Genomic DNA, 18,625 nt, shown 5'->3' on the forward strand with positions numbered 1-18,625 from the left:
ATAAGAAAATGACAAGCGGGCTTCAGAAAATGAGTCTGTCCAAGCTGGATGGGATTCGCGGCATTGCGGCCGTGATTGTGATTTTTTCCCATGCGTTGTTCTGGTACTACCCAGCAATGCATCTGGGTGAACGCACCAAGGGCCGCCCCCTCGACGGCATAGAATGGTTTGATAGCCCATTCTCTTTTTTTTACCGTGGCGGGTTCTCTGTGTCCGTGTTCTTCATCTTGAGCGGCTTAGTACTTACCTACAGTATCTCAAGACACGCCGACGTGGTTAACTCTATTCGCAAAGCATCGTTGAAACGCTATATTCGCCTGGGCGTTCCTGTCGCAGCGTCCGTTCTAATCGGATGTGCACTGATGAAGCTTGGAATTTATGAGGCACCAAAGGTCAGCCCTATTCCAGTACTTTCAACCCCCTATCTATTCAATGCCACATGGGACGGAGCTATAAGAGACGCCATTTATGGCGCGCTGGCGTTGGGAGACAGCCGCTATAACTATGTACTCTGGACCATCCAGATAGAACTCATCGGATCATTCGCCATCTTTGCGGCCTTCGCGCTGTTTGGAGGAAATGCGTTCGTCTATCGCCTTTTTTGCATCCTCGCATTCCTTGTGTTGTCCGCATCAACCAACAAGACGGCGATGTATACATCGCTTTTCTTTCTAGGCTCGATGTTAATAACCTTTCGATTCAATGAGGAAAAGCCCAGTATCAAAAGGACGGTAATTTGCATGGCCGGCCTGCTCATCGGGCTGTATTTGGCCGGTTTTCACTCTGCAAGCGCCTCCTATGAAATGCTTAACACTATAACCCGGGCACTGTCCGCCATAACGGGCTACCAGCCTTCCTGGCTATTGATCATGCCTGCGCTCGGAGGCCTCGTTATTTTACTCAGCGTCCTGAACGCTCAGCGGACATTTGCTGTTCTGGATAGCGCACCAATGAAGTGGCTAGGTAAGCTGTCATTTTCTCTTTACCTGCTTCACACCTTCATTCTGGTCGTGGTCGCTCAGTTCTTCACAAAACATTTTGGCATGAGTTTTCCTGCCATGATAATGACATTGAGCACAACACTCATCCTCACCCTTATCGCTTCCTACTTCTTCCATTTGAAGGTTGATTTGCCCGCCATTACCTTGGCAAACAAGTTCTCCTCACTTCTACTCGGCACGAAAGAGAAAGCTGCCAAAGCTGAAGGCAATCAGCAACAGCCGGCGCAAGCATGAAAAAGACGGTGAAGACGAGTGTGCAACTCGATCTTCACCGTCTTTTTATGGATAAGCGAAGATTGCTGTCTTACCGCCTCAATAAACCCTATCCCCCACCAACCGCTTCAAATACTGCCCATACCCATTCTTGGCCAACGGCTCAGCCAGCTTCAACAGCTGCTCTGCCCCAATCCACCCCTGCCTGAACGCCACCTCTTCCGGGCAAGCCACCTTCAGCCCCTGCCGGCGCTCGATCGTAGCGATATACCCACTCGCCTCCAGCAACGAATCATGCGTGCCGGTATCCAGCCAGGCATACCCGCGCCCCATGATCTCCACCGACAGCCGGTTCTGCTCCAGGTACACCCGGTTCAAATCGGTAATCTCCAGCTCGCCACGGGGAGACGGCTTGATGCCCTTGGCAATCTCGACCACGTCCTTGTCGTAGAAATACAGCCCGGTCACGGCATAGCTGGACTTCGGCTTGGCGGGCTTTTCTTCCAGGCTGATGGCCTTGCCCGTGTCATCGAACTCGACCACGCCATAACGCTCTGGGTCGTGCACGTGGTAGGCGAACACGCTGGCGCCGTCGTCGCGGTCCATGGCGTTGCGCAGCAGCTGCTGGAAGTCATGGCCGTAGTAGATGTTGTCGCCCAGCACCAGCGCCGACAGGTCGTTGCCGATGAAGTCTTCACCAATCAGGAACGCCTGTGCCAGGCCGTCCGGGGAGGCTTGTACGGCATAGGTGATGTTGATGCCCCACTGGTGGCCATCGCCGAGCAGTTGCTCGAAGCGTGGGGTGTCTTGTGGGGTGGAGATGATCAGGATGTCCTGGATGCCCGCCAGCATCAGCGTGGTCAGCGGGTAGTAGATCATCGGTTTGTCGTACACCGGCAGCAGCTGCTTGGAAATTGCCAGGGTCGCCGGGTGCAGGCGGGTACCCGACCCGCCCGCCAGAATGATGCCTTTACGGTTCATAGTGGTCATTTCTCGTGTATTTCCGTGAGCATGCGGGCCACTCCCTGGCGCCAGTCTGGCAGGGTCAGGGCAAAAGCCTTCTGCAGTTTGTGGGTATCAAGACGTGAGTTGGACGGCCGCTGGGCAGGCGTCGGGTAGGCATCGGTGGTCAACGGGTTGACCTGTTCGGCGTGGGCTTTCAACGCTACCCCTTGTGCCGCCGCCTGCTCCAGCACGAAGCGGGCGTAGCCGCACCAGGTGGTTTCACCGCCGGCTGCCAGGTGGTACAGGCCGGCCAGGGCCGGGTTGCGGCGGGTGGCGGTGATGGCGTGGGCGGTGATGTCGGCGATCAGCTCGGCACCGGTAGGGGCGCCGTGCTGGTCGTCAATCACGCCCAGGCTGTCGCGTTCGCCGGCCAGGCGCAGCATGGTCTTGGCAAAATTGTTGCCACGAGCGGCGTACACCCAGCAGGTACGGAATATCAGGTGCTGGCAGCCGGCCGCCTGGATGGCTTGCTCGCCAGCCAGCTTGCTTTCGCCGTAGGTGTTCAGCGGGCCGACGCTGTCGTCCTCGCGCCAGGCCTGTGTGCCCTGCCCGGGGAACACGTAGTCAGTGGAGTAATGCACCAGCAGTGCGCCGCAGTCGGCAGCGGCGCGGGCCAGCACGCCGACGGCTTCGGCGTTTACCCTGAAGGCTTGATCGCGGTCGCTTTCAGCCTTGTCGACGGCGGTGTAAGCGGCGGCGTTGACGATGACCTCAGGGGCGTAGGCGCGCACGGTTTCGGCCAGGCCTGGCAGGTTGGCCAGGTCACCGCAGTGCGCCTGGCTGCGGCTGTTCAGCGCCAGCACCTGGCCCAAGGGGGCCAGGCTGCGTTGCAGCTCCCAACCTACCTGGCCGTCCTTGCCCAGTAGCAGAATCTTCATGCCGAACGCCCTGCGTAGTTTTTCTCTACCCAATCGCGGTAGTTGCCGGACTGTACGTTCTGCACCCAGTCCTGGTTGTCGAGGTACCAGGCCACAGTCTTGCGAATGCCGGTCTCGAAGGTTTCGGCGGGTTTCCAGCCCAGCTCGCGCTCCAGCTTGCGGGCGTCGATGGCGTAGCGGCGGTCATGGCCGGGGCGGTCGGTCACATAGGTGATCTGGTCGGCGTAAGGCTTGCCGTCGGCGCGGGGTCGCAGCTCGTCCAGCAGGGCACACACGCGGTTGACGATTTCCAGGTTGGGCTTTTCGTTCCAGCCGCCCACGTTGTACACCTCACCGGTGGTGCCGGCTTCCAGCACACGGCGGATGGCGCTGCAGTGGTCCTTGACGTACAGCCAGTCGCGGATCTGCTGGCCGTCGCCGTACACCGGCAATGGCTTGCCTGCGAGTGCGTTGACGATCATCAGCGGGATGAGCTTTTCCGGGAAGTGGTACGGGCCGTAGTTGTTCGAGCAGTTGGTGGTCAGCACCGGCAGGCCATAGGTGTGGTGGTAGGAGCGCACCAGGTGGTCACTGGCGGCCTTGCTGGCCGAGTACGGGCTGTTGGGCTGATACTGGTGGGTTTCGGTGAAGGCCGGCTCGTCGGCAGCCAGCGAGCCATACACTTCGTCGGTGGACACGTGCAGGAAGCGGAACGCCTGGCGGGCCTGTTCGTCCAGGCCGCCCCAATGGGCGCGCACGGCTTCCAGCAGGCGGAAGGTGCCGACGATATTGGTTTCGATGAAGTCTTCCGGGCCATGGATCGAGCGGTCGACGTGGGACTCGGCAGCGAAGTTGACGATGGCGCGCGGCTGGTGTTCCTTCAGCAGGCGAGCTACCAGCTCGGAGTCACCGATATCGCCGTGCACGAAGATGTGGCGCTTGTCGCCTTGCAGGCTGCTCAGGGTTTGCAGGTTGCCTGCATAGGTGAGCTTGTCGAGGTTGACCACGGGCTCGTCACTGGCGGCCAGCCAGTCCAACACGAAGTTCGCGCCAATGAAGCCCGCACCACCAGTTACCAGAATAGTCATCGTTCAGTTCTTCCCAATTGCCGCTTTCAAACTTCACTGCGTTTGAAGTTCATGTGGGCGTTGCTTTGCCGGCAACGCCTGTTCTATTTGTCAGTTCAGCGTTCAGGGCTCCAGGCGCCGCCGCTGGTACAACCAGTCAACAATTTCACCGCCCGGCACATAGCCGCTTACGGTGTCGCGCAGCAGCTGGCGCACGGTGGCAAAGTCGTCGGCCGCGGTCGCGGTACGCAGTGCATCCAGGCGCTGCTTCAGCACATCCCAGGTCAGGTAGTCTTCGTTGGCGCTCATGATCATGGGGTGGCGCGTGGCAATCACGTTGTCGCCGATCAACAATTCTTCGTACAGTTTCTCGCCGGGGCGCAGGCCGGTGAAGTTGATGGCGATGTCGCCCAGCGGGTTGCGCTCGGAGCGGATGCTGAAGCCGGACAGGTGAATCATCTTTTCGGCCAGTTCCACGATTTTCACCGGCTCGCCCATGTCCAGCACGAACACGTCGCCGCCCTGCCCCATGGAGCCGGCCTGGATCACCAGTTGCGCAGCCTCGGGGATGGTCATGAAGTAGCGGGTGATTTTCGGGTGGGTCACCGTCAGCGGCCCGCCGTTCTTGATCTGTTTGTGGAACAACGGAATGACCGAGCCGGAAGAGCCCAGCACATTGCCGAAACGCACCATGGTGAAACGGGTCTTGTTCACCTGCGACACATTGCCGGTATCGCCCATCAGTACCGGGGCCAGCTCGTTGCTCAGGGCCTGCAGCACCATTTCGGCCAGGCGCTTGGTGCTGCCCATCACATTGGTGGGGCGTACGGCCTTGTCGGTGGAAATGAGCACGAAGTTCGACACGCCAGCCTGCAGCGCCGCCTGGGCGGTGTACAGAGTGCCGAACACATTGTTCGACAGGCCTTCGGCAATGTTGTGCTCGACAATGGGCACATGCTTGTACGCAGCGGCGTGGTAGACGGTGTCTACCTGCCAGGCGCGCATCACGTCGAGCATCTTGGCCTGGTCGCGGACCGAGCCCAGTATCGGGATCAACTGCACGGCCAGCCCTTCGCGCAGGATGCGCTGCTCCAGCTCGCCAGCGATGGTGTACAGGTTGAATTCACTGTGTTCGAACAGCAGCAGGGTACGCGGCGTCTGCCCCAGGATCTGGCGGCACAGCTCGGAGCCGATCGAGCCACCGGCACCGGTCACCATTACGGTCTGGTCGATGATGCAGTGCTGCAGCAGGTCACCTTGTGCAGGCACCGCGTCGCGCCCCAGTAGGTCGGCGATGTCCACTTCCTGGATATCGTCCACCTTGACCCGGCCGCTGGCCAGGTCCATGAAACCGGGCACACTGCGTACGTGCAGCGGGTAGCCTTCGAGCAGGTTGAGGATTTCGCGGCGGCGGCTGCGGCTGACCGAGGGCAGCGCCAGCAGGATTTCTTCGGCGCCGGTGTCGTCGATCATGCGTTGCAGTTGTTCTGGCTGGTACACCTGCAGGCCGGCGATCACCCGGTCGGTGATGCTGCCATCGTCGTCGATGAACGCTACCGGGCGCATGGCCTTGCCCATGCGCAGGGCCGCAACCAGCTGGTTACCGGCCGAGCCGGCGCCGTAGATGGCAACCCGTGGCAGGCCATCGTTGCGGTTGGCAAAGGGCACATGCTGTACGGCGGTGGCGAACCAGTCACCGAGGAAGTACTGGCGCATGGCCAGGCGCAGGCCGCCGACCATGATCAGGCTCAGCCACCAGTAATTGAAGGTGATCGAGCGTGGCACCACGTTTTGATGGTTGCTGGCCCAGTAGATGATGAAGCCCAGGATCAGCGCCGACAGTGTCACGGCCTTGATGATGGCGATCAGTGCGTCATTGCCGAAATAGCGCATGACTGCCCGATACAGGCCAAAGCGGATGAACAACGGGATCGAGATGATCGGCGCGGTGATGAACAACCAGGTGTGGTCCACAACAGGGTTGGCCAGATCGTCGATGCCCAGGCGCACGACAAACGCCAGCCACAGCGCGAACCAGACCAGAATCACATCAGCCGCTACCTGAATCAGCCGTTTGTGGCGTCGAGGTAGTCCAAGCAGTCTTGAGCGCAGCTTATCCATAGAACCTCTTAGGGCTTTCCAACCTGACATGTCTACTGTCTTCGTCCTATCACTTTAGCTAGTGTTCGAGCTCACCGGCGCGCCAGCGCACGGCCAGATATGCCAATGGCAGGTAGGCAATGATCACACCCCACACGCCGTCCAGGCCCAGCAACAGCACACACAGGGCAACTGGCAGCAGCCAGAACAGGTTGATCGCAGCCACCGCCAGGGTTACCGGCAGGTGCTTGCCATAGTGACGAGAAGCAAACTGGTATGCGTGGCTGCGGTGCGCTTCGTACACCTTGTCACCGCGCAGCAATCGGCGGATGAGGGTGAAGGTGGCATCCACGACAAACACGCCCAGCAGAATCAGCCAGCACCAGAACAATTGCGGCGAAGCCCAGGCAGCCTGCAGCGACAAGCCCGCCAGTACAATGCCAAGGAAGCCACTGCCGGCATCGCCCATGAAGATCTTGGCCGGCGGGAAGTTCCAGAACAGAAAACCCAGCGTTGCCGCAGCCAGCAACAGCGGCAGTACCATCAGTTGCGGCACACCGGCCAGGGCCGATAGCAGCACCATACCCAGGCAGGCGGTGACCGCTTCGACGCTGGCAATGCCGTCGATGCCGTCCATGAAGTTATACAGGTTAAGCATCCACACGGTGTAGAACGCCGCAAGAATGAAGCCAAACCACTGCAGGTCGAGGGTAAAGCCGAACACCTGCAACGGCGCCAGGCCGCCCAGCCAGTACAGCATCCACGCGGCGGCGGCGAAGTGGCCAAGCAGGCGCCAGCGGGCAGCGATGTGGCCGTGGTCGTCCATGAAGCCGATTACCGCGATCAACGCCCCTGCCCCACCAATGGCGACCAGCGGCGCCAGCGGCACCGCACCGGCCATGCCCAGTAGCGGCAGGCAGGCCAGGAAGCTCAGCACAATGGCCACGCCACCACCCCGTGGGGTGGGCACGGTGTGCGAACTACGCGCGTTGGGCACGTCGATGATCTGCTTGTTCAGGGCGTAGCGCCGTAGCGCAGCAGTCAAAAGCAGGGATGCCCCTGCGACGAGGGGAATAAGCCACCAAACCGTCATTTGTCTTGCCCTTTCAAAAAATTGAGTGCCGTGGCCCGCAGCGCCTGGTCCACATCCAGCGGGGGCTGCCAGCCCAGCAGTTCACGGGCTTTGCCACTGTCTACCTGCAGCGACCCGCACAGGCGCTGCGCCAGGCCGCCCTTGCCGGCGAGTGTCGCCGCCCCCTTCAGCCAGCTGGCAGGTACGGGCAGCAACCTGGCGGGCTTGCCCAGTGCCTTGCCCAGCCGCTGCAGCAACTCGGTGGTGGACAGGTCGTCGCCATCGCTGGCCAGGAAGGTCTGGTTGGCGGCGGCCGGGTGGTCGATGCAGGTCACCAGCAAGTCCACCAGATTATCCAGAGCCACCAGGCTCCGCTTGTTGTGGATGGCGCCAAACGGCAGCGGTACGCCTTTGCTCAGCCAGTTCATCATGCTGCGGAAATTGGCTTTCACCCCAGGTCCATACACCAGCACCGGCCGGACGATCACCACTTCCAGCCCGCTTTGCGCTGCCAGCTGGCGCAGCCCGTCTTCGGCTTCGCGCTTGGAGATGCCGTAGGGGTCTGAAGGCGCTGGCGCCTCGTCCGCGCTGAACGGCTGGCGGCCGTCGGTGGTCTCGCCATTCACCTTCACCGAGCTGACAAAGATGAAGCGCCGTACACCTGCCTGGACCGCAGTCCGAGCCAGGTTCAGGGTGCCTTCAACGTTTACCCGGCGGAACTCGGCCAGTGGGTCGGTGGCGGTTTCGTGCATCACGTGCACGCGGGAAGCCAAGTGGATAACGGTGTCCACCTGGTCGAAGTGCCCGGACGCAACGTCCACCGTCGACAGCTCGCTGAATGCACGGTAATCCACGCCCTCCAGCGGCTGGCCAGGCAGCTTCCGCACCAAGGCCCGTGGCGCCCGGCGCGCGTCTGCAGCAAGCCGCTGCAGCAGCACCTTGCCGACAAAACCGCTACCGCCGGTGACCAGAATGCCTGGGCATTGTGCGTTGCCTTGCCCGGCCATCAACCTCTCCCCGCCCGGCCCAGCAATCGGGTGAACACGCTGCGGTACTGCTCCGCTACCACCGACCAGCGGTAACGGCGGTTGGCAATTTCATGCAGGCGCGTCGACAGTTGCGCACGGGCGTCAGCATCCCCCAGCAGCGCCTGTACATGGTTGCGCAGCGACGTGCTGTCGGCAAAGTACAGCGCCTGGTCTTCGGTAGTAGCACGGTTGAACGACACATCGAAGGCCACTACCGGCAAGCCCAGCCACATGGCCTCGACCAGCGACGGGTTGGTACCGCCGGCGCTGTGGCCGTGCAGGTATACCGTGGCATTGCTGCGCAGGGGGCTCAGTTGCTCTACGTCGTAGATCGGGTCCAGCAGGTGAATGTTGCTCACCCCTTCATACTGCTTGCGCAGTTGCACGCCGTATTCGCTGTGGTTCCAGTTGCCGATGATCGCCAGCGGCATGCCAGACCCGGCAAAGGCCTCGAGAATGACGTGGATGTTGTTCTCCGGCTCGATGCGGCACACCGTGAAGGCGTAAGGCGCGCCAAGGAACGGGTACGCCTGGCGGGCTTGCTCGCTTGGCTGGCCGGCCCGGGCCTGGTCACCACCGTAGGCAATCAGTTCGCTGGGCTTGTTGTATTCGGCGGTCACATACTCCTGCAGCACCTTGTTGTCGGTGATGACCGCGTGGGCAAAGCGCACGGCCACGGCTTCAGACAGTTTCAGGAACCAGCGGGCGAAGTTGGACCATTTGGCGCGCTTCCATTCGTAGCCGTCGATGTTCACCACGATCGGCTTGCGCGTCAGCAGGCGCATGAATGGCAGGGCGATGCAGCCGGAAACCCCCAGGATCAGCATCAGGTCGTGCTTGCGGTAGGCGTGCAGCATGCTCAGCACGTCGTACGGAATGCTTTGTACGCCATTGGCCTTGAGGTTCAGGTAGACCAGGCGGGCACGTTCGAAAAACTTCGGGCGCTCGGGGTAATGCGGCGCGCTGCAATACACGGTGAGCTCGCAGTCACCCGGCAGGTTGCGCACCAATTGTTCGGTCAGTGTTTCCCAGCCACCGTATTGGGCGGGCAAACCTACCGTACCAATTACTGCAATCTTATAGGTCATCAAACACCATCACGATATTTTTCTGGAAGTTGGCGGTGGAAAACACACTCGCTTTCATGCGTGCGCGCTCAGACAATGCCTGGCACAGCTGTGGGTCCTGCGACAGGCGCGCAACCGTGCGCACCAGCTGTTGGTGGTCTTTCGAGTCGATCTGGTAACCCTCTGCCCCATCACCGACCAGCTCCACCGGGCCGCCTACCGGGGGCACGATGGTCGGGATACCAAAGGCCATCGCCTCGAGAATGGTCAGGCCAAAGGTTTCGACCCACCCATCCACATGGGACAGGTTCAGCACCAGGCTGGCTTCGCGGTAGAACCTCGCCACGTCGGCGCTGGCCGGGCTGAGGGTGAGGTTTTTCGGCAATACCTTGCCGGCGAAATAAGTGTCCACTTCCTGGGCGCTGGCATTGAGCACCAGGTTGAACTTGAGCACCGGGTCCGCAGCCAGTGCCGTGGCCAGTGCGACGAACTCGTCAACGCCCTTGTAGCCCTTCAGCGACGCCAGCATCAGCACATTGAAGCGGCCGCCATGAAGATGCTGGTACGCCGTGGCCATCGCCTGCTGCTGGAAGCCCTCGGCCAGGCCGTTGTAAACGGTCACCGCTGGCACCCCGGCAACGCCCTCTTGTGCCTGCAAGTACTTCGACACGTAGACCACCTTGCTGGCACAGCCGGCAATCACCCGCCGCAGAAACGCCTTGAGCAGCGCAGGCCGAATGGAGGTTTCGTGCACGTGGTAAACCACTTTGGCACCGCGCAAGCGGGCAGCCAGCGCCGCACCGAAGGGCAGCATGGTATTGATGAGCACAACCTGCCCGGGGCGCACCTTGCGCAGCAGGCTGAAAAACAGCGCCACTTGCGAACCGGCATACGCCAGCAGGGTCAGCCAGCGGTTGTCGAAACGCTTGTAGGCAAACTTGCAGGTGCGCACCTGCAGTTCGTCGAGCACGCCGTGGCCGCTGCTGCCCACATGCAGGGTGCAGTCGGCCCCGCTTTGCTGCAGCGCGGTGATGGTCTGGTTCAGTACCCGGGGGCTACCACTGTAATCATTCAGCAAATGAACAAAGTGCAACGTTTTCATGCCACCCCTTCTTCTGCGATGCGCGCCTTGATGAATTTGGCCGGCACACCGCCATAAATCGAGTTCTTGCGGTACACACCCGCAGCCACCACGGCCCCCGCGGCAAACACGCAACCGTCTTCGATCACCGCGCCATCGAGCACGGTCACCTTGGCGCCGATCCAGCAGTTGCGGCCAACCTTGATGCCTTGACGGGTCACGCCCTGCAGGCGGATGGGTTGCAGCGGGTCTTCGAAGTTGTGGTTTTCAGAATGAAAGCTGACAAAGTTGCCGATGATGGTGTCGCTGCCAATCTCGATACCGCCGGCGCAACCCAGGAAGCACCCGGCGCCGAGGCCGACGTTGTCGCCAATTACCAGGCCCTTGCCGATGTTGGCCAGGCTGCCGGTGCACTCGATGATGATGTGCTTGTTCAGCGATACCGCAGTGCCGAAGCGAATGCCGTCATTGGACAAGGCATCGACGAAGCAGCCTTGGTCGATCACCAGCCCAGGCCCGTACTGGATCTTGCCCACTTCCTTCAGTGTCACTCCCGAGCCGATGAACGCCAGCCGCCGCTGGCGAAGCCGGATCACCCCGCGACAGGCCATCACCAGCTTGCTCACGATCAGCCCAAGCAGGTAGCCCGACGAGATGCGCCGGTCGATTACCATTGGGCGCTTTTTAACCACCAAAACCAGTTTTTCGAGCAAGGCATGCATCATTTCACGGCCCTCACCTGGGTAAACAAGGCCTTGATGAAAGCCGGGCGACGATAGGCCAGCGCTTTGCGAAAGGCAGCATAGACCAGGTACAGGTCCAGCAGGCCCCGCTGCAGCAGGCTGTGGGAATGAAAGCTGATTCGCAGGCCGTGGATCATTTCCTCGAAGCGGAACAAGGCACGCTCCGGGGTATCGGCGCTGTGCTCGGACAGGTCGTGGGCAATTTCCACATCCAGCACGCAGGCCTTGGGGAAATACCCCTCGTAGCGGATGAAAAAATCGGTATCGGTGGCATAGAAGCGCAACCGCTCGTCATAGAAAGGCGTCATGCGCTGGAAGCACTGACGGGTGAAAATCAGGCCGCTATTGATACCCAGCAGGTTTCTCGAGTCCACCAGGCCAGGGGCCACATCGGGGGTAAGACGGCCCATGAACAACCAGCGCTGGCCGGGGCTGACCAGTTGCCCATGGCTGACCAGGCGGGGCATGAACACGCCCACCTGGTCACCGCCCGGGGCACTGCGCACCTGGCCGATCTGCGTCAGGCAACTGGACAGGCGAATGTTCGAGTAGTTGGTGTCGTCGTCCGAGATCATGAACAGCTCGACCCCGGCGGCAAATGCCTCTTTGGCCACTTGATTGTAGATGACCGACAGCCGCTGGTTGTCCGCCTCGTACCAGCGTACGCCCGGGCACGGCTGCGCCATGCCGGGAGAGTTGTTCCAGACATGCAGTTGCAGGTCGACACCCTCATCCTGCAGCAGTGCCTTTTGTGCGAGCAGCGACTGCAGGGCAATCGAGTCCTGGCTAGCTTTCCGATACAGAACGATCAGTACGGCCAAGCTCAACTTTTGTTCTTCTGTTTTCACCAATGATCACCATCACCACGATCGCGAATATGTAAAGGACCACACTGTTCGTATAGGACTGGAAAAAGAACGAGCTCAGGAAGAACGGGTAACTGGCAATCACGAAGTTGCCCAAACCGTTTTTCCATGCGCTGGCATGCGGCCTGTCCCGGACGATGATCGTCACCAGCTTGTGATACCACAGAATCAACCCGGCCATGATGAGCGCGCCGACCCAGCCGCAGGTGGCCAGCAGGTTGAGCCAGAACGAATCGAACCAGTACGGCTGGCCCGGGCCCACCGAACCAAAGCCATAGCCCATGGGGTGCGCGCTCAGCACCTCGTACATGTGCAGCCACTGGCGCTCACGGTCCAACGCAGACAAGTCCTGGGTGTAACCCATCGACAGGTAGGCAAAGATCGCCACGGTCAGGCCAATGAACTGCAGGTAACCCAGCAGCGAAATCAGCCAGGCCGTACGCAGCACCCGCGCCACCACCAGCATCGCGCAGATGCACACCAGGCCGATCATGGCCGTGCGCACCGAACCGATCACAATCAACCCGCACAGCAGCACAAACGCGGCGCTCAGCAACAGGCGCCGGGTAAGCGACCAGTGACGCCCGCTGAGCAACACGGCCAGCGTCATGGCGGCGGTATTGAGAATGACGGCGGAAAACTCCAGAGTGCCGGTGAAGAAGCCGGAAACCCGCGGCAGCCCGTCACGCATCGAGTTGTACGGCTGCAGTTCGTAACCTTTGGCGGTAAGCAGCGGCCAGTACCAGAACTGTTCGGCCGAGGCGATGGTCAGGTATTGGTACAGCGCATACACGCCGGTGAGCACGCTCATGGCCAGCACCGACCAGTACACATGGCGCAGCTTCTTCTCGGTCGACACCGCCTGTGCCCAGATGGCCACGGCCATACCGATAAACACCGGCACGGCCAATGCGCGGAACATGCGCACCGACCCTGCACTCAGGTCACCGAACAGCAGGTACAGGAAGGCGAAGAACAAAAGGATCAGCAACGACCGCCCCACCTCGAGGTTGACCACACCCCGCGCCGTGATGCTGGCCAGTGCCCGCAACAGCAGCCACATGATCATCAGCAGGCTGATCATTTCGCGCCAACCGGCAAAGGCACTGCCCAGGCCGAGCGTCAGCACTGCAAAGTCGCTGAAGAACAGCAGGCCGAACAACACGCCGATAAAGATCTTGATCACACTCACCCTCGCGCTTTGGCAAACCTGGCCAGCCGCAACAGCGTGACCTTGATGAGGATCTTGATGCGCGGCACCCAGGCGTAGGAAAGCAGCGCTCGCAACGCCAGCTTTGTGTCCATACGGCACAAGGCGTCGAAGACATCCGCAGGCACCATGCTAGTGACCTTACCTGTCGGTTTCATGAAATCGAGGTTGCCCGACCACGGCAGCATGGTCGCCAGCTGGTTTTCGCTGTATTCGCCACGCTCGATGCAAGCCAGGTAGCGCGCTTTCACGGCTTCTAGCGAGTTCACCTGCTGCACGGCTTCGACCACCGGTGCACTGGGCCGCGGTTGCTCGATGCTGGCCAGCAGTTGGTCGACGCTGGCTACTTTCAGGCTGTCTGCAGGCGAATAGCCCTGAATGGGCGCAACCAACCCGACACAGCGCCGGCCCTTGAGCAGTTGTTCAGCGAACGCCGTACCGCCGGGTATAGGGTAGCTGTCCAGATAAAAGTCGGCTTTTTCCGCAAACGCCAGGTAGTCCTTGTACGGCAGGTGACGGCGGATGAAAAAGCGCGTGGGGTAACGCAGCTTCACTGTCCACCACCAGGTGTTGGTCAGCGGGTTGGCACCAATGATCCAGCACTCGGCGTTCGGGAACCTGTCGAGAATAGCCGTGATCGACGGGCGCATGTCCAGGCCGCCATGGGGCTTGTACTTGGCCGCCGAGGCGGCACTGAACACCTTGATCCGCTCATGCGCGGGCGCGGCGTCCGGCACTTTTGCGCCGCTGGTTTCAATCGGTATCGCCAGGAAGCTCTTCTGGCAGGCGAGGTGTTTTTTCTTGTCGAGGTGGTGCCCGTAGGCGCTGATCTCGAAATACACATCAGCCACTGAAGCGCCGAAACTGAACACATGGTCGGCGTGGTTGACGAAATACACCGTCACCGCAGCGCCACGCTGCTGCTTCAGCAGGCCACAGGCGACCGTGGTGATGATGTCGTCAGGGTGAATGTGCAGCACCACCTTGTCGTACCGGGCAAGGGTGTCGACGATGGATTGCAGCCGCGCGCACGGGTCATCACCCCGCGCCACTTCGATGTGGGCGAAGTAGTCATTCAGACGTTCGATTACCTGGGGTTTGGCGCTGCGCGCCACCAGCAGGTCCACGGGGCCCTCGTGCATGTGCGCCAGCCGCTCCATCAAACGGGTGTGCCCGCCTTGCAGATAGGGTTCGCTGACCACGTGCAGGCAGCCCCGGGATGTGCCGCTGGCGACCGGTACTCTGACCAGGCTGGTGCACTGGGCTACCAGATGGCGCTCCAGCGCTGCGGCCTCGTAGATGTCCAGGTCCACGGCCCACAGCAGTGCACCATAGACTTGCGCCTGAGCCAAAGCCGGCCCTGGTGCTGCCTTCAGTATCCGGGCGTGCAGCTGCTCAACCACTTGCTTCATTGCTCAGCTCCGTGCCGAATCAGCGACAATCGACGACAAACGCCGGTAAACCGTGAAATACATGACGATTGCGTACAACAGGTAATTAACCGCGTAGGCAAGTGTGACCTTCTCATACCCCCAGAGTTGCGTGAGGTACACGGTCAGGGCGTAAAGCGACAAAGTGGCGAGGATTTCCGTCACCAGGTACAGCCGCGTCAAGGCCTTGCCCAGCATCAGGTAGGCCATCAGCCAGCTGGCGATCTTCAGGCTGTCGCCCACCATCTGCCAGGCGAACAGCTCGCGCATGGGTAGGAACGATTCGGAGAACAGCACCTGGATGATGAAGTCGCGCAGCAGGTAGATGATCAGCCCGGCCACTATGGTCATGGGCAGGATCAGCTTGTAGCCCTGCAGAATCTCCCTGCGCAGCTCACCGGCATCCTTCAGTTCGGACAACCGCGGCAGGTAATACACCGCCAGGGTGGTGGTAATCAGCATGAGGTACGCCGAACTCAGGCGCCACATGGCTTCCCAGTATCCCGCTTGCTCCCAGCCAAAGGTATTGCCCAGGTAGTCCCGCAGGAACACGTGGCAAACCGGCAGGGAACAGGCCGTGACCACGGCCATCAGCGCAAACTTCGACAGCCGCCTCAGGGCCTGACGGTCCAGCCCGCCAAAAAAGTCGCCAAGGTGGAACCAGGGCGTGCGCATGCAGATAACCAGGGTGGCCACGAAGCTCAGCGACTGATACACCGCCAGCGCCACAAGCGCACCGTACAGCCCAAGCTGGATGGTCAACGCACAGGTGACCACCAGCGAAATGAGGCTGCCGAGGATATTGGCCAGCACATAGCGGGGCACATCCTTCTTGCCGTTGAGCACGCCAAGCAATAACGAGTTGAAGGCAAAGAACACCAGCGTGGCGGCAAACCAGACCAGCACCGACGCCAGCGATTCGTCATTGAAAAACCAGCTGGCCAAGGGCTTGCGCAGTCCCATGATCAGTACTGCGAGCAGCAGCGAAACCACCACCGACAGCGTGCCGGCGGTTCTCCATATCTTGCGCTGCTCGTCGGGCTGTTCGGCGAATTCCGCCGTGTACTTGGTAACGCCGGTGCTGACGGCACCACTGGCCAGAGTGGTGAACATGGTCACCGCATTCTGCAGCTGGCCGATGGCCGCGTAACCGGCCGGCCCCACATACAGGGCCAGCACTTTGTTAAGGCCAAGCAAGGTGGCCATCTTTACCGCAACCGCTATCGCATTGAGAAGACTAGTTCTGATCAGGGTCATACCTGGCACTCAAGGACGCGAAAAGCTGTTGCAGGCGTCAATGACGTGCTGGATAGAGGCCACGGTCAGGGTCGGGTCCATGGGCAGGCTCAGTACCTGCTCATGCAGCCGCTCGGTCAGCGGTAGCGAAAGGTCGGCCAACTGCGGGTAAGCCTGCTGCCGATGCGGCGGTATCGGGTAGTGCACCAGCGTTTGCACGCCCTGTTGAGCCAGATGCTGCTGCAACTGCTCACGGCATTCACTTCTCACCACAAACAGGTGCCAGGCGTGCTGGCCGGCGACGCCCGGGTCGGGCAACTGGATCGCCGGGTTGTCGATGCCGGCCAGATACTGCTGCGCAACTTGCTGGCGCAGGCGGGTTTCGTTGTCCAGGTACGCCAGCTTGACGCTCAACAACGCAGCTTGCAGTTCGTCCAGGCGGCTGTTGACCCCTTGGTACATGTTCATGTACTTCACATGCGAACCATAGTTGCGCAGCGATTTCAGGGTGTCGGCCAACGCATCGTCGTTGGTGGTGACTGCACCGGCGTCACCCAGCGCGCCAAGGTTCTTGCCTGGGTAGAAGCTGAAGCCCGAGGCATCGCCCCACGCCCCTGCCCGGCGCCCATCCAGCTCGGCACCGTGCGACTGGGCAGAATCCTCAAGCACCAGCAGGCCATGCTCCGCGGCGAATGCGTTGATCGCCGGCATGTCGGCCAGCCGACCGTACAAGTGCACCGGCATGATCACACGGGTACGCGGGGTTAGCGCTTGCGCCAGGTTGTGCGCGCCCAGGTTGAAGCTGCCTTCATCAGGCTCCACCAGCACGGGTACCAGTTTGTTCTCGGTAATCGCCAGGATGGTTGCAATGTAGGTGTTGGCAGGTACCAGTACCTCGTCGCCCTCGGCGATACGCCCCAACAGCTTCCAGGCCCGCAAGGTCAGGGTCAGTGCGTCCAGGCCGTTGGCCACGCCGATGCAGTGCTTTACCCCGCAGTAGCTGGCGAACTGGGTTTCAAACTGCTTGAGCTTCTCGCCCATGATGTACCAGCCCGAGTCGATGACCTCGGTGCAGGCATCGATCAACGCCTGACGGTATTGCGCATTCACACCTTGCAGATCGAGAAACTTAACCATTGCGGTCTATCACCCTGATAATTTTTGCTGGATTCCCTACAACAACGGCATAAGGCGGGACGTCTTTGGTCACCACTGCCCCTGCGCCCACCATCGCATACTCGCCAACGACAATACCTGGCAGCAAGGTTGCATTGGCACCAATGCTGGCGCCACGCTCTAGCGTAATACCGTTGAATTGCTCCGGGTAAACCTTGGAGCGCGGCATCGCGTCATTGGTAAAGGTGGCATTGGGGCCGATGAACACGTCATCGGCAATGCGGGTACCGTCCCACAGGTAAACACCGGACTTCACCGTCACGTTATCACCCAGCACCACATCCCCTTCAATCAGGGTATGCGCACAGATGTTGCAATTACGCCCGATCTGCGCACCTTTCATGATCACCACGAATTGCCACACCCGGGTGCCTTCACCGATGAAGTCGCTTTTCACATCGGCCAGTTGATGAATGCTAGGCATTGCGCTTCAGCTCCGTGAACGAGGTGTAGTCACGAATGTAGTCGGCCTCGTCGTAATGGGCGTCGGCCAGTACCAGCAGCACGCAGTCCGGGCTGAAATCATGCATTTCGTGCCAGACCATGGGCGGAATCAGGATGCCCTTGTTGAACGCGTCCAGCCAATGGTCTGTGCGGGTGGTGCCATCATCCATGACCATCCGGCAACGCCCTGACACGCAGATTGCCAGCTGATTGAGTGCCTTGTGGGCGTGGAAGCCACGGGAAACCCCTGGCAGCGTTTCGGTCAGGTAATACACGCGCTGTATGGCGAACGGTACATTATCCAAGGCTTGCAGGGCTACCAACTGGCCACGATGATCACCCAGCACCTTGAACAGCTCAGTCTGGGCAAGCGCCCCTTCCTCTGCAACGTTCAGGTGGTGGCGGAACGACGGGGCCTGGTTATCCTTCTCGCTGACAATGAGGCCGTCGCGCATTGGCCATTCAATCGCCAGGTCGGGGTCATCCCAATGGATACTGCCTTCGGCATCCTTGTTGTACACATCCGTGGTCTTGTACAGAAAATGTGTTTCGTCCTCGAGGGCGATAAACCCGTGCGCGAACCCTTCGGGAATCCACAGCATGCGGTTATTGTGTTCGGTCAGCTCAACACCTACCCACTGCCCGAACGTCGGAGAGCCAGGGCGGATATCGACCGCCACGTCATAGGCCGCACCACGCACTACCCTCACCAGCTTGCCCTGGGCATTCGGCGAACGCTGGAAGTGCAGCCCGCGCAGCACACCGCGATGAGACATCGAGTGGTTGTCCTGGACGAACGCACGGGGCTTGCTCAAGCCCAGCTCAAGCAATGCGCCATGAAAGCGTGTTTCATTGAAGGTTTCCGTGAACCACCCGCGATCATCCTCGTACACGGCGGGCTCGACTATGACTACATCGGGAATGTTCGTTTGAACAAGCTTCATCGGTAAACCTTTGGCATGATTTTTTGTCGGGGCCAGTCGCGCCGCCCCCCTTTATTAGTGCAGTTTCACCGTTTGCACGGCAAAT

At 60.5% G+C, this 18,625-nt stretch carries 17 protein-coding genes; 1 reads left to right on the forward strand and 16 read right to left on the reverse strand.

Translation table 11 applies throughout. From position 1 onward, the window contains the following. Positions 1–29: 29 nt before the first annotated feature. Positions 30–1,235 (forward strand): acyltransferase family protein, encoded by a 1,206-nt coding sequence (locus PP4_RS20040; RefSeq protein WP_172488776.1) that lies wholly within the window; start codon positions 30–32, stop codon positions 1,233–1,235. Between the two features lie 78 nt (positions 1,236–1,313). On the opposite strand, the gene rfbA is transcribed toward PP4_RS20040, so the two are convergent. From rfbA to rfbC, 16 genes are all read right to left on the reverse strand, one after another. Next, on the reverse strand, positions 1,314–2,195 hold the full coding sequence (gene rfbA, locus PP4_RS20045) for a glucose-1-phosphate thymidylyltransferase RfbA (protein ID WP_016500990.1): 882 nt from the start codon (positions 2,193–2,195) through the stop codon (positions 1,314–1,316). Between the two features lie 5 nt (positions 2,196–2,200). Beyond that, entirely contained in the window at positions 2,201–3,097 is an 897-nt protein-coding gene (rfbD, locus tag PP4_RS20050; protein ID WP_016500991.1) for a dTDP-4-dehydrorhamnose reductase, read from the reverse strand. Beyond that, positions 3,094–4,164, reverse strand: a complete 1,071-nt coding sequence (gene rfbB, locus PP4_RS20055) for a dTDP-glucose 4,6-dehydratase (RefSeq protein ID WP_016500992.1) — start codon at positions 4,162–4,164, stop codon at positions 3,094–3,096. The genes rfbD and rfbB overlap by 4 nt, the downstream gene beginning before the upstream one ends. 102 nt (positions 4,165–4,266) lie before the next feature. Then, entirely contained in the window at positions 4,267–6,264 is a 1,998-nt protein-coding gene (locus tag PP4_RS20060; RefSeq protein WP_016500993.1) for a polysaccharide biosynthesis protein, read from the reverse strand. Positions 6,265–6,322: 58 nt separating this feature from the next. Further along, positions 6,323–7,336, reverse strand: a complete 1,014-nt coding sequence (locus PP4_RS20065) for an MraY family glycosyltransferase (RefSeq protein ID WP_016500994.1) — start codon at positions 7,334–7,336, stop codon at positions 6,323–6,325. Further along, the gene (locus PP4_RS20070) at positions 7,333–8,322 is read right to left on the reverse strand and encodes a UDP-glucose 4-epimerase family protein (RefSeq protein WP_016500995.1); all 990 of its coding nucleotides are present in this window, start codon (positions 8,320–8,322) and stop codon (positions 7,333–7,335) included. Before PP4_RS20070 ends, PP4_RS20065 begins: the two co-directional genes overlap by 4 nt. After that, a complete protein-coding gene (locus PP4_RS20075; protein WP_016500996.1) occupies positions 8,322–9,431 on the reverse strand; it encodes a DUF1972 domain-containing protein in 1,110 nt (369 codons plus the stop codon). The genes PP4_RS20070 and PP4_RS20075 overlap by 1 nt, the downstream gene beginning before the upstream one ends. After that, positions 9,421–10,512, reverse strand: a complete 1,092-nt coding sequence (locus PP4_RS20080; RefSeq protein WP_016500997.1) for a glycosyltransferase family 4 protein — start codon at positions 10,510–10,512, stop codon at positions 9,421–9,423. The genes PP4_RS20075 and PP4_RS20080 overlap by 11 nt, the downstream gene beginning before the upstream one ends. Further along, on the reverse strand, positions 10,509–11,216 hold the full coding sequence (locus tag PP4_RS20085; RefSeq protein WP_016500998.1) for an acyltransferase: 708 nt from the start codon (positions 11,214–11,216) through the stop codon (positions 10,509–10,511). The genes PP4_RS20080 and PP4_RS20085 overlap by 4 nt, the downstream gene beginning before the upstream one ends. Beyond that, positions 11,213–12,061 (reverse strand): hypothetical protein, encoded by an 849-nt coding sequence (locus PP4_RS20090; protein ID WP_041167835.1) that lies wholly within the window; start codon positions 12,059–12,061, stop codon positions 11,213–11,215. Before PP4_RS20090 ends, PP4_RS20085 begins: the two co-directional genes overlap by 4 nt. After that, positions 12,021–13,286 carry a hypothetical protein gene (locus PP4_RS20095; protein ID WP_172488775.1) on the reverse strand — a complete coding sequence of 422 codons (1,266 nt, stop codon included), beginning with the start codon at positions 13,284–13,286 and terminating at the stop codon, positions 12,021–12,023. The genes PP4_RS20090 and PP4_RS20095 overlap by 41 nt, the downstream gene beginning before the upstream one ends. 2 nt (positions 13,287–13,288) lie before the next feature. Continuing rightward, positions 13,289–14,722 (reverse strand): hypothetical protein, encoded by a 1,434-nt coding sequence (locus PP4_RS20100; protein ID WP_016501001.1) that lies wholly within the window; start codon positions 14,720–14,722, stop codon positions 13,289–13,291. Between the two features lie 3 nt (positions 14,723–14,725). After that, a complete protein-coding gene (locus PP4_RS20105) occupies positions 14,726–15,946 on the reverse strand; it encodes an O-antigen translocase (protein WP_016501002.1) in 1,221 nt (406 codons plus the stop codon). A gap of 60 nt (positions 15,947–16,006) precedes the next feature. After that, the gene (locus PP4_RS20110; protein WP_016501003.1) at positions 16,007–17,113 is read right to left on the reverse strand and encodes a DegT/DnrJ/EryC1/StrS family aminotransferase; all 1,107 of its coding nucleotides are present in this window, start codon (positions 17,111–17,113) and stop codon (positions 16,007–16,009) included. Beyond that, on the reverse strand, positions 17,106–17,576 hold the full coding sequence (locus PP4_RS20115) for an acyltransferase (RefSeq protein WP_016501004.1): 471 nt from the start codon (positions 17,574–17,576) through the stop codon (positions 17,106–17,108). Before PP4_RS20115 ends, PP4_RS20110 begins: the two co-directional genes overlap by 8 nt. Next, on the reverse strand, positions 17,569–18,540 hold the full coding sequence (gene rfbC, locus PP4_RS29990) for a dTDP-4-dehydrorhamnose 3,5-epimerase (RefSeq protein WP_016501005.1): 972 nt from the start codon (positions 18,538–18,540) through the stop codon (positions 17,569–17,571). Before rfbC ends, PP4_RS20115 begins: the two co-directional genes overlap by 8 nt. Positions 18,541–18,625: the final 85 nt, after the last annotated feature.

It is taken from the genome of Pseudomonas putida NBRC 14164 (assembly GCF_000412675.1).
Taxonomy (GTDB): Bacteria; Pseudomonadota; Gammaproteobacteria; order Pseudomonadales; family Pseudomonadaceae; genus Aquipseudomonas; species Aquipseudomonas putida.

Bases quoted from the DNA above. Each gene is read 5' to 3' on its own strand.
- PP4_RS20080 (WP_016500997.1), bottom strand. From the start codon at position 10,512: ATGAAAACGTTGCACTTTGTTCATTTGCTGAATGATTACAGTGGTAGC.
- rfbD (WP_016500991.1), bottom strand. From the start codon at position 3,097: ATGAAGATTCTGCTACTGGGCAAGGACGGCCAGGTAGGTTGGGAGCTG.
- rfbB (WP_016500992.1), bottom strand. From the start codon at position 4,164: ATGACTATTCTGGTAACTGGTGGTGCGGGCTTCATTGGCGCGAACTTC.
- PP4_RS20110 (WP_016501003.1), bottom strand. From the start codon at position 17,113: ATGGTTAAGTTTCTCGATCTGCAAGGTGTGAATGCGCAATACCGTCAG.
- PP4_RS20040 (WP_172488776.1), top strand. From the start codon at position 30: ATGAGTCTGTCCAAGCTGGATGGGATTCGCGGCATTGCGGCCGTGATT.
- PP4_RS20085 (WP_016500998.1), bottom strand. From the start codon at position 11,216: ATGATGCATGCCTTGCTCGAAAAACTGGTTTTGGTGGTTAAAAAGCGC.
- rfbA (WP_016500990.1), bottom strand. From the start codon at position 2,195: ATGAACCGTAAAGGCATCATTCTGGCGGGCGGGTCGGGTACCCGCCTG.
- PP4_RS20100 (WP_016501001.1), bottom strand. From the start codon at position 14,722: ATGAAGCAAGTGGTTGAGCAGCTGCACGCCCGGATACTGAAGGCAGCA.
- PP4_RS20060 (WP_016500993.1), bottom strand. From the start codon at position 6,264: ATGGATAAGCTGCGCTCAAGACTGCTTGGACTACCTCGACGCCACAAA.
- PP4_RS20115 (WP_016501004.1), bottom strand. From the start codon at position 17,576: ATGCCTAGCATTCATCAACTGGCCGATGTGAAAAGCGACTTCATCGGT.
- PP4_RS20075 (WP_016500996.1), bottom strand. From the start codon at position 9,431: ATGACCTATAAGATTGCAGTAATTGGTACGGTAGGTTTGCCCGCCCAA.
- PP4_RS20070 (WP_016500995.1), bottom strand. From the start codon at position 8,322: ATGGCCGGGCAAGGCAACGCACAATGCCCAGGCATTCTGGTCACCGGC.
- PP4_RS20105 (WP_016501002.1), bottom strand. From the start codon at position 15,946: ATGGCCACCTTGCTTGGCCTTAACAAAGTGCTGGCCCTGTATGTGGGG.
- PP4_RS20065 (WP_016500994.1), bottom strand. From the start codon at position 7,336: ATGACGGTTTGGTGGCTTATTCCCCTCGTCGCAGGGGCATCCCTGCTT.
- rfbC (WP_016501005.1), bottom strand. From the start codon at position 18,540: ATGAAGCTTGTTCAAACGAACATTCCCGATGTAGTCATAGTCGAGCCC.